This is a genomic window from Bradyrhizobium sp. Kon10, assembly GCF_055807395.1.
The window spans coordinates 1-240 of the sequence record NZ_JBVVOZ010000379.1; the positions used below are offsets into that span (position 1 = coordinate 1).

The 240-nt window shown below is 57.1% G+C and carries 1 protein-coding gene; it reads left to right on the forward strand.

Features of this window, described 5'->3' with window-relative positions; genetic code table 11:
* Positions 1-222, forward strand: a 222-nt coding sequence (locus AC0L2O_RS37445) for a hypothetical protein (protein WP_473373278.1), incomplete at its 5' end; no start/stop codon positions are given.
* Positions 223-240: the final 18 nt, after the last annotated feature.

Here is a 240-nt window from a genome sequence, read left to right on the forward strand (position 1 = left end):
CCCAGCGGCTGGCGACGCACGCGCCGAAAGAGCATCGATCTTCATCTGATTTCGGCCTATCTCGCGTTTCATCCCGTCATCACAGAACCTTTGAGGTATGCCAATGAGGTCTGCTGTTTATTCGAATGCCATCGCGGATTGGACGTGCACGTGCGAGCGTCTGCTCGTCACTTGATGCCGAGTTTCGCCCCGATGTCGCAGGCAAGCTGTTCTTCGGTATAGGTGACGGTGAGGCGGGAC